Consider the following 9,023-nt stretch of genomic DNA (forward strand, 5'->3'; position numbering starts at 1 on the left):
CTCTTGGCCCATGAGGGCGGTCAGGGTGGGGGAGTGGCTGGTCGACACCTCCGCTCCGCTGGGCAGCGGAGCGTTCGCGGAGGTTCTGCCTGCCTGGCGGGAGCGCGCGGGGATGGCTGGCGTCCAGCGGGCCATAAAGATCTACAAGGCGGTGGGCGACGGCGAGCGGCAGCGCCGGGCGCTGGAGGAGATCCAGGTTCAGGAGCAGCTGCTGGGATGTCCGTATGTGGTCGCCTATGTCGACGCGTTCCTCGTCGAGGACGGGCTCTACGACGGCGGCGTGGCCCAGGTGATGGAAATGGGTGACGTCTCGCTGGCCAGCCGGCTGGCCAGCGAGCGGCTGCGGCGGATGACGGTCGGCGAGGTCGCCGAGATGCTGGGCGGCGTGGCCGAGGCACTCGACCACATCCACGCGCGGGGCCTCGTCCACGCCGATCTCAAACCCGGGAACATCGTGCGCTGCCGTGGGATCTGGAAGGTCGCGGACTTCAACGCAACCTCCGTCCTGGCCGGCGGCAGGGGACGCGACCAGGGCGGGACACAGGCGTACATGTCGCCGCAACGGCTTGCCGCCGAGGGCCACGGGAGCGTGCGCCGGGAAGACGACATGTGGTCACTCGGTGTCGTCCTTGGCGAGTGCCTGCTCGGCCGGTTACCGCGCCGTCCCGACGGCTCCCCGGAACCGGACGCCGCCGTGCTCGCCGAACGGATCGTCGCGGAACTGAGAAGGGGCGAGGCAGATCACGAGCTGGTCGTCCTGCTCCGGGAGCTGCTGTCGACAGATCCGGCGCTACGCCCGAGAGCGGCGGCGACGGCGCTGCGGCTGCGGGCGCTGGCGCACCGCGCGGCGGAGGAAGGGACCGACCTGGTGCGTTGGTCCGGCCTGGCGTGCAGCAGTTTCGGGAACAGCCATCTTGAGGTGTTCACGGCGGGCCGCCAGGATGGTCTGCGGCACCGTTGGATTGTCCAGGGGTGGAGCGACTGGCACGGGATGGCCGCGCCGTGCGCCGTGCGGGCGATCGCGGTGGGCAGCCCCCGGGAGTTCGAGCAGCACCTCTGGCTGCTCGATCACGAGGGCCGGATCTGGGTGCGCAGCCTCGCGGTCGACCGCGAGACCTACGCGCCCGTCGAGGACTGGTCGGCCTGGCAGCCGTGGCCTGCCCCGGCGGACGGCGTGACCGTCGTCGACCTGGCCGCCACGAACGCGCCATGGGCTCAGCACTGCCTGCTTGCGGTCGACAACCAGGGCCGGGCCTGGTGCAGGCCGTGGAACGCCCACGGCGGCTGGTCGGACTGGTGGGCACTGCCAGACCTGCCCGAGGGCCTTGTCACGGTCCGGGCGGCGACGGGTGCCGCCGGTGTCGGCGCGCTCGACGGCCGAGGCGTCCTCTGGCGCAGCCCGGGGCTCTACACCCGCTCCTGGTACCGGCCGCTGCCCGCGGAACACCCACCCGTCCGCGGATTCGCCCTGCTGCCCGACGACGCGGTGGTCGTGCTGACCGGCGAGGGCGTGGAACTGCGCGCTGGGGGTATGCACACCGGTCCGCTCACGCCCGCGCCCGCCGGCGACTACGTGGCGGTGGACGCGTCCTCCCGCTGGCTCGGGCATCTGGAACTGGTACTCCGCGATCGTGAGGATCGGATCCTGCACACCTGGGCCCATCGATGGGATACCGGCTGGTGGGAATGGCACCCGGAATGGGCCGAGCTGTCGGGATGACTCGACACGGCTGAGCGGGGTCCCGGGCCGAGGCCGGTGAACGGCGCGCTCCGGAGCACTCGCCGCGCTCCACGGCCCTCACCGATGCCGGCGGACCGCGTCGTCCCGGGAGCGGGTCTCAGCGGGTGGGGTAGATGTCGGTCTGTTCGGCCGCGTTGATCGACGACTTCTCCGGGGGCAGGAACCCGAGCTGGACGATCTGCCGGGGGGCGATCACGTCGAGGAGCCAGTCGGCCGCGACCCGGATCGTGTTGGTCCGTCCCGGCAGGGCGTACAGGTGGTAGCCGCGGGCCAGCGCGGCGGCGGGCAGGCCGGACAGGGTGACGCCGAGCGGGTTGGCGACCGCGGCGGCACCGCCGAGGTCGACGACGAAGCCGAGGTCACGGTGCCGGTAGGGCCGGGCGCTGCCGTGGCCGAGGGAGGCCGCGACGGCACGGGCGGCCCCCGCCGCCTCGCGGACCGCGTGCTGCGCGGTCTGCCCGGCGGGCTGGCCGTCACGGGTGGTGTCCGGGACCGCGGCGGCGTCACCGAGCGCGAACACGCCGTCGGCGTCGGGCACCTGGAACTCGCTGTCGACGACCAGCCGGCCCCGCGAGGTGGGCAGGCCAAGGGCGGAGATCAGCGGGCTGGGGGTGATCCCGGCGCACCAGACCACCGTGTGGGTCCGGATTGTGTCACCGTCGGTGAGCCGGGCCCGGTCCGCCGCCACGTCCGACACGGACGTTCCCAGCCGGACGTCGACCTGCCGCGCGGCGAGCAGGTCCATGGACCGGGCGGCCAGGGCGGGCGGCAGCTCGGGCAGCACCCGGGGCGCCAGGTCCAGCAGGATCCAGCGGATGTCGTCGGGGGAGAGGCGCGGGTAGGCGCCGACCGCTCGGCGGGTGAACCGCGTCATCTGCGCGGCCAGTTCGGTCCCGGTGTAGCCGGCGCCGACGACCACGAAGGTGCATCGCGCCCGGCGCCGGTCCGCGTCGGCGCAGGCGTCGGCCTGCTCCAGCTGGCGCAGCACATGGTCACGCAGGTAGACGGCCTCGGCCAGGTTCTTCAGGCCGAGCGCGTGGTCGGCCAGCCCCGGGATGTCCAGGGTGCGGGTCACCGCGCCGGGCGCCAGCACGAGCCGGTCCCAGCCCAGCGTCGTCCGCGACCCGTCGGCCCGGCGGATCGTCACCGTCCGGCCCGCCAGGCCGGCGTCGACGACATGGCCGAGCAGCAGGGTGGTCCGCCGCAGCGCGGCCCTGGTCGCGACCGCGACATGCCGGGGCTCCACCTCACCGGCGCTCACCTGCGGCAACAGCGACGTGTACAGAAGGTGGTCGACTGGCGATACGAGTACGAGGTCGGCCGCGTCCGCCGGTAGGTGGTGTTCCAGGTGCCGCAGCACCCCGAAACCCGCGAACCCGCTGCCGACCACCACCACCCGCGGCGCCCGGGCCGTGGGTTCGGCCGGCTGGCGGGCGGGCCAGGCCACGGTGCGCCCGCCCCGTCGGGATGGCGGCCCACCTGAACGTCCGCGCCACAAAGAGATCAGCTCACCGTTCACCGTATCTTCCTCCGCTGCCCTTCCGGGCTGTCGTGGAAGCCGAGGCCCTCGGTAACCCAGTTCCAGACAGCCGGACGGCCAAACCGCCGCGTCCGCCTGATAGGCAAATGCCAGTTTTACAAATGACAGTTTTACGGAAATTACGGAGAGGTGCGGAGAGGCGCGGAATCAGGGCACGGATGTACGGGGCGGGGTGTTCCGCATGGTCATCGACCTCGACCCGGCCGGCCAGCCGGACGCTCCGAACAGCCCGGAGGATCTTCGCCAGATGGCGTCCGGGCTGGGTGAGCTGCTGTGTGATCTCGGCCTGTACGGGTGGTCGTGGATGGGATCCGCGCTACTTGACCGGTGCTCTACCGGTGCTCTGAAGGTTCGTCACCGACGGGTGGTCGGCCGCCAGCTTGGCCCGCAGCGCGTCGATGAGTCCCTGGTCGTACGGCCCGGGGGACCAGTTCTGCTTCCGCAGCTCCTCGGGGATGGGGCAACGTCCGCCAGTCCGACGCCGCCCTGGCCGGCCGGACAGCGTCGCTGCCAGGTGCTGCGACGCTTGCGTTCCTCACTGTCGATTCCTGCCAGCGCCGGGTGTCCGGCCCGGCTGGCCGGACAGGGCGCCGCGTCCGCCACCGGAGAGCATCACCGCCGCGCGCCACGCCGGCACCACCGGCACCCTGACCGTCCCGCTCGGTATGCGGGTGGATGTCGTGGCGAAGCCGTTGCTGCCCGAGCCGGTGCCGCGCGGCCGCCCGCGGCGCGGTTCCGGCCGGGGGCTGTGAAGATCGACGAGGGGACGGTTTATAGTCCGTCGGTGCCGATCACCGAGGTTGACATTCCATGATGGGGCGGACGCACGTGCTGAGCGGGGCGGTGGTCTGGCTGGCCGCCGCACCCGCGCTGTCCCGGGGGGAGTGGCTGGGCTCGCAGCGGTTGCTGGGCCTGCACACCGGCTCCCTGTCCACGGCCCAGCTGGCCGCCGGCGCGGTGGTGTCCGCGGGCGCGGCGCTGCTGCCCGACATCGACCATCCCAGCGGCCGGATCGCCAACACCTTCGGCCCGGTCACCCGCACGATGTGCAGGTGGATCGGCCGGGCCAGCGGCGGCCACCGGCACGCCACCCACTCGATCCTGTTCGCGCTCGCCATGGGCGTGCTCATGAGCCTGCTGGCCGTCCACGCCGAGTACGCCTGGTGGGCCGCGCTGTTCGTCCTCGTCGGCTTCGGGCTGCGCGGCCTCGGGCTGGACTTCGAGCGGCAGGGGCGCCTGTCCTCCGTCATCGACTGCGTGGTCGCCGGGCTCGCGGTCTTCCTCATGCACGGCCTCGACATGAGCTTCGCCGGCTACGCGGTGGCGCTGGGATGTCTCGCCCACCTGGCCGGGGACTGCCTGACCCCGCGCGGCTGCCCTCTGTTCTGGCCGGTCGGCCGGCGGATGGAGATCCCCCTGATCCCCCGGACGGGCGGCAGGGCCGAGGAGCGGGTGGTCATACCGCTGCTGGCCGTCGCCGCCATCGTCCTCGCCGTATGGACCGTGTCGGACGGGATCGCGTTCCCTCCGCGCACCGGCTGACCGGCGGCGGCCGGTGCTCCTGGGTGACGGATCACCCGTCGGCCGCGGCTGGCGGCTGCCGCGGGCGCCCGCTGTTACCTTCGTCTCATGGATCTCGCGAGAGCCGGGGCCGCTCACGGCGAACTGGTTGACTTATGATTTTTTGGCTCCATCACTTTTTGATCAATTGAATTTCTGGTTATATCGTTCTATGGTCAATCAGCGGGTGACCGGGGGCTCACTCCCGCGTGAGGCTCTGTCGCGTCTCGGACGCACTGCCGCGGAGGGTTGACATGATCTCCGCGGACGTCACGGGAGATGACGCCCTTCAGCCGCTTCGCGACGGCCACCGGGGAACGGCGCACGGATGGCAGCCGGCCGGGCCGGCGTCCCCCGGGCTCCCCGGGCCGGCTGGGCTGGCTGGCGAACCGCCCATGACCGCCATCGGCGGAAGAGACGGCAGAAGACAGACGTTCCGGCCGCGCGAGCTCGCGCGCCGCGAGGAGGCAACGGCATGACCAGCTCTGACACGATCACCACTCTCGCGGGCAGCCACGGCGCGCTCGCGCTGCACCACTGGAGCGCGCAGGACCCGTCGTTCGTCGTGCTGCTGGCCCACGGGTACGCCGAGCACGCGGGCCGCTACGACCACGTGGCGCGCAGGCTCAGCGACGCCGGCGGCGCGGTGTACGCGCCCGACCACATCGGGCACGGCCGTTCCGATGGCGAGCGCGGGCACGTCGAGCTGCTCGAGGACATCGTCACCGACCTGGGCACGGTCGCGAAGCACGCCACGGCGGAGCACCCCGGCCTGCCGGTGGTCCTCGTCGGCCATTCGCTGGGCGGCATCGTCTCGGTACGGTACGTGCAGCGCGCCGCCGGCCCGGTGGACGTGCTGGTGCTCTCCGGCCCGGTGATCGGCGGTAACCCGGCGATCTTCGCCCTCCTCGACCTGGACCCGATTCCGGACGTTCCGCTCGATCCGGCCGCGCTCTCCCGCGATCCCGCGGTCGGCGCGGCCTACGCGGCGGACCCGCTGATCTACCACGGCCCGTTCCACCGTGAGTCACTGCAGACCCTCAAGGACGTCGTCGCCACGATCGCGGCCGGCCCGGGCCTCGGGGACCTGCCCACGCTGTGGATACACGGCGAGCTCGACCCGCTGGCCCCGCTCGCCGAGACCCGCACGGCGTTCGAGCACATCGGCGGCTCGGACCTGCGGCAGAAGGTGTACCCGGGAGCCCTGCACGAGATCTTCAACGAGACGAACTCGGACGAGGTTCTCGACGACGTCGTCGCCTTCGTGCGGGAGGCCCTGCCCGTCCGGTGACACGGCGGATGCCGCCGGCACCGGACGGGGCCGGCGGCATCCATCCCGCGGGTCAGCGCCTGCGGGCCCGCACATCCCGCGGGCCCTCACAGCTCGTAGGCCAGGTCCAGCACCTCGTCGAAGCCGTCGCGCAGATATGACGCGAAGACCTTCTCGTCGTCGATCACGTCGGGGTTGGCGTTGATCCCCACACAGCAGGTGCCCTCGTAGGACAGCATGGTCACCATCGCGGCCACTCCCGGCCGTGGGCCCATCGGGTAGACCCGCAGCACGCGGGCGCCGGCCAGGTAGAGGCTGCGCCCGATGCCGGCGAGGTTGGAGGCCTGCAGGTCCGAGACGGTGGTCATGCTGCCCGCGATCTCGATCAGCAGGGCGCGGGGGAGCCGTCCGAGCACCGGCGCGATGAGGTCGAGGAACCCGATCGCGGGCTCGGTGCGGGCCGTCGCCACGGCGGCGCGGATCGCGGCGATCCGTACCCGGGGGTCGGGATCGCCCACCGGGACGGCGAACCGGGCCCCGGCGAACCGGTTGCCGCCCATCGGGTCGTTGTCGGTGCGCAGGCTCACCGGCATGCCGATCGGTATCTGGTCGACGACGACGTCGTGGTGCTCGTGGAACCGGCGGAACGCGCCCAGCAGCGCGGCCAGGAACGCGTCGTTGACGGTGCCGCCCGCGGCCCGTCCCGCCGCCTTGAGCCGTTCGAGCGGCACGTCGTGGGCGATCAGCCGGTAGCCGGTGCCGTCGTCGTTCAGCACGGGCGACCGCTCGACGTCGGGCGGGGCCAGTACGCGGCGCAGCGACGCCCCGAAGCGGACCGTGTCGACGGCCGTGCCGACCGGGTCGGCGGCGACCCGTCCGAGCGTCCGCACGGCGCCCCGGGCCACCGAGCCCGCGGCCCCGGCCAGGACGCCCGGCAGCCGCCCGGCCAGCAGCGAGACGGGTGTCTCCACCGGCCGCGGTGGCGGGAGCGGGCTTGTGTCGGGCTCCTCCCGCTCGGGGCCGCGCCCGTGGGTGAGGCTGAGCAGCTGGATCAGCCCGAGCCCGTCGGTCAGGCTGTGGTGCAGCTTCAGCAGGTAACCGGCGCGGCCGTCGCGCAGGCCGGTGACGAGTGTCGCCTCCCACGGCGGCCGGTTCGGGTCGAGCGGCCGGGCCGCCGCGGCGGCGGCGAGCTCGAACAGCTCACTGTTGGAGCCGTCGCCGGGCACCCGGATCCGCTGGAGGTGGTAGTCGAGGTCGAAGTGCGGGTCCGGCGACCACGCCGGAGGCACGAGCGGCAGCAGCGGATCGATCACCCGCTCGCGTAAGCGAGGCACCCGCAGGGTGAGCCGCTCGTGGGCCGCACGCAGACGCTCCCACTCCGGGGCCCGGTCGAGGATCTCGACCAGAACCCCGGTGGAGCGGGTGCGCAGGTCGCCCTCCGCACGCCACATCAGCGCTTCCCACCAGCTCATGTCCGCCGGGCCGCCCCAGCTCGAGCGGGCGGCGCCGAGGCCCGGGGGGCTGTGGCCGGTCACAGGGCCGCTCCCTTGGGTCCGGCCGGCACCCTCGTCTGGTCCAGGGAGCTCGTCTGGTCCACGGGGACGGTCTTCGGTCTCGGCTGGTCCACGCCGGCGGCGACCTCGAGGATCTGCCCGGCGATCGTGGCGGGCTCGTCGTACATCGGGACGTGACCGATGCCCGGCTGATGGATCAGCCCGGCCTCCGGCAGCCGTTCCAGTATCGGCACGCCGAAGTGCTCGAAGGGGATGACACGGTCCGGCTGCGCCCACACGACCCGTATCGGGTAGTCATGGTCGGCGGGCAGCGGCTGGAGGTAGGAGCGCGGCAGGGTGCGTAGGAGCGGGTCGACGGCGGGGGCGTGGGCGCTGGCCCGGATGGTCAGGGCCACCGCCTGCGGGTCGACCCGCTCGGGGTGTGCCACCTGCGTCGCCAGGAGCAGGCGGCGCAGCAACGGGTTGCCCGCGATCAGGTCCGCGTACGCCGAGTAGCGTGCCAGCGTGGCCACGGACAGGCGGATACCCAGTGCCACCGCGGCGATCCGGCGTTGTGAGGTCCACGCCCCGGCCGGGCTGAACAGCACCAGTGAGCTGGCGCGGCCGCGGCGGGCCAGCTCGATGGCGATCCAGCCGCCGAGGGAGTTGCCGACGATGTGCGCGCGGCCCCAGCCGGCCCGGTCGAGCTCGGCCTCCACCCCGTCGACGAGCACGTCGAGCGTGACCGGGACGCCGGGCGGGAGTGGCTCCCCGCCGCCGTGGCCCAGCAGGGTCGGGGCGAGGACGTCGTGGTGCGGCTCCACCAGCGGCAGCACCGGGTCCCAGGCGCGCCACGTACCACCGACACCGTGCAGCAGCAGCAGGGGCGATCCTGATCCGGCGCGGTACCGGGGCGCGGGGAGCTGCGGTGGCTCCTGGTCACGCACCGCCTGGGACAGCCGTCTCCGCAGCAGCGCCGCGGAGACGGCACCGCCCGTGGCCGCCACGATTCCCCACTTCGTATTTACCATGACTCACCCTTCAGCTTCACCAGCTCGTCCCCCTCACCTCGTGGCCAGGGGCCTGTTTCAGCAGCCCGCGATAGGCGTCGCGGGCCGTCGAGCCATGGTTGACCACAGCGTCGACCTCGCGTGCGATCGGCAGCTCGACGCCTGCCCCGGCCGCGAGCCGCATGACGACGCTAGCGCTACGTACCCCCTCGGCCACCTGTTTCATCCCGGCCATCGCCTGGGCGATCGTCTGGCCCCGGCCGAGCGCCTCGCCGACGCGCCGGTTGCGGCTGAGTGGGCTCGTGCAGGTCACGATGAGGTCTCCGGTGCCCGCCAGGCCGTAGAACGTGACGGGCTCGCCGCCCATCGCCTCGCCGAGCAGCGTCATCTCCCGCACCGCCCGGGTGAT

7 protein-coding genes are annotated in these 9,023 nt (G+C 72.9%); 3 read left to right on the plus strand and 4 right to left on the minus strand.

Annotated features, from left to right (window positions below):
- On the plus strand, window positions 1-1,720 hold a 1,720-nt coding region (locus tag AC5LSR_RS15075), incomplete at its 5' end, for a protein kinase domain-containing protein (RefSeq protein WP_493468597.1).
- Window positions 1,721-1,838: 118 nt separating this feature from the next.
- Here AC5LSR_RS15075 and AC5LSR_RS15080 read toward each other — a convergent pair.
- Window positions 1,839-3,188 (minus strand): NAD(P)/FAD-dependent oxidoreductase, encoded by a 1,350-nt coding sequence (locus AC5LSR_RS15080; protein WP_250282376.1) that lies wholly within the window; start codon window positions 3,186-3,188, stop codon window positions 1,839-1,841.
- A 906-nt stretch (window positions 3,189-4,094) separates the two neighbouring features.
- Here AC5LSR_RS15080 and AC5LSR_RS15085 point away from each other — a divergent pair.
- Window positions 4,095-4,823, plus strand: a complete 729-nt coding sequence (locus tag AC5LSR_RS15085) for a metal-dependent hydrolase (RefSeq protein ID WP_250282378.1) — start codon at window positions 4,095-4,097, stop codon at window positions 4,821-4,823.
- 493 nt (window positions 4,824-5,316) lie between these two features.
- Complete coding sequence (locus AC5LSR_RS15090) at window positions 5,317-6,132, plus strand: alpha/beta hydrolase (protein ID WP_250282346.1); 816 nt, start codon at window positions 5,317-5,319, stop codon at window positions 6,130-6,132.
- A gap of 86 nt (window positions 6,133-6,218) precedes the next feature.
- Here AC5LSR_RS15090 and AC5LSR_RS15095 read toward each other — a convergent pair whose 3' ends face one another.
- The 3 genes from AC5LSR_RS15095 to AC5LSR_RS15105 all read right to left on the minus strand — a co-directional run.
- Complete coding sequence (locus tag AC5LSR_RS15095; protein WP_250282348.1) at window positions 6,219-7,646, minus strand: wax ester/triacylglycerol synthase domain-containing protein; 1,428 nt, start codon at window positions 7,644-7,646, stop codon at window positions 6,219-6,221.
- Window positions 7,643-8,635, minus strand: a complete 993-nt coding sequence (locus AC5LSR_RS15100; RefSeq protein WP_250282350.1) for an alpha/beta fold hydrolase — start codon at window positions 8,633-8,635, stop codon at window positions 7,643-7,645. Before AC5LSR_RS15100 ends, AC5LSR_RS15095 begins: the two co-directional genes overlap by 4 nt.
- A 16-nt stretch (window positions 8,636-8,651) precedes the next feature.
- On the minus strand, window positions 8,652-9,023 hold a 372-nt coding region (locus AC5LSR_RS15105), incomplete at its 5' end, for an NAD(P)H-dependent glycerol-3-phosphate dehydrogenase (protein WP_493468598.1).

Source organism: Protofrankia sp. CiP1_Cm_nod4, assembly GCF_982290645.1.

Coding starts and splice junctions, on each gene's coding strand:
- AC5LSR_RS15090 (WP_250282346.1), top strand. CDS start 5,317: ATGACCAGCTCTGACACGATCACCACTCTCGCGGGCAGCCACGGCGCG.
- AC5LSR_RS15085 (WP_250282378.1), top strand. CDS start 4,095: ATGGGGCGGACGCACGTGCTGAGCGGGGCGGTGGTCTGGCTGGCCGCC.
- AC5LSR_RS15100 (WP_250282350.1), bottom strand. CDS start 8,635: ATGGTAAATACGAAGTGGGGAATCGTGGCGGCCACGGGCGGTGCCGTC.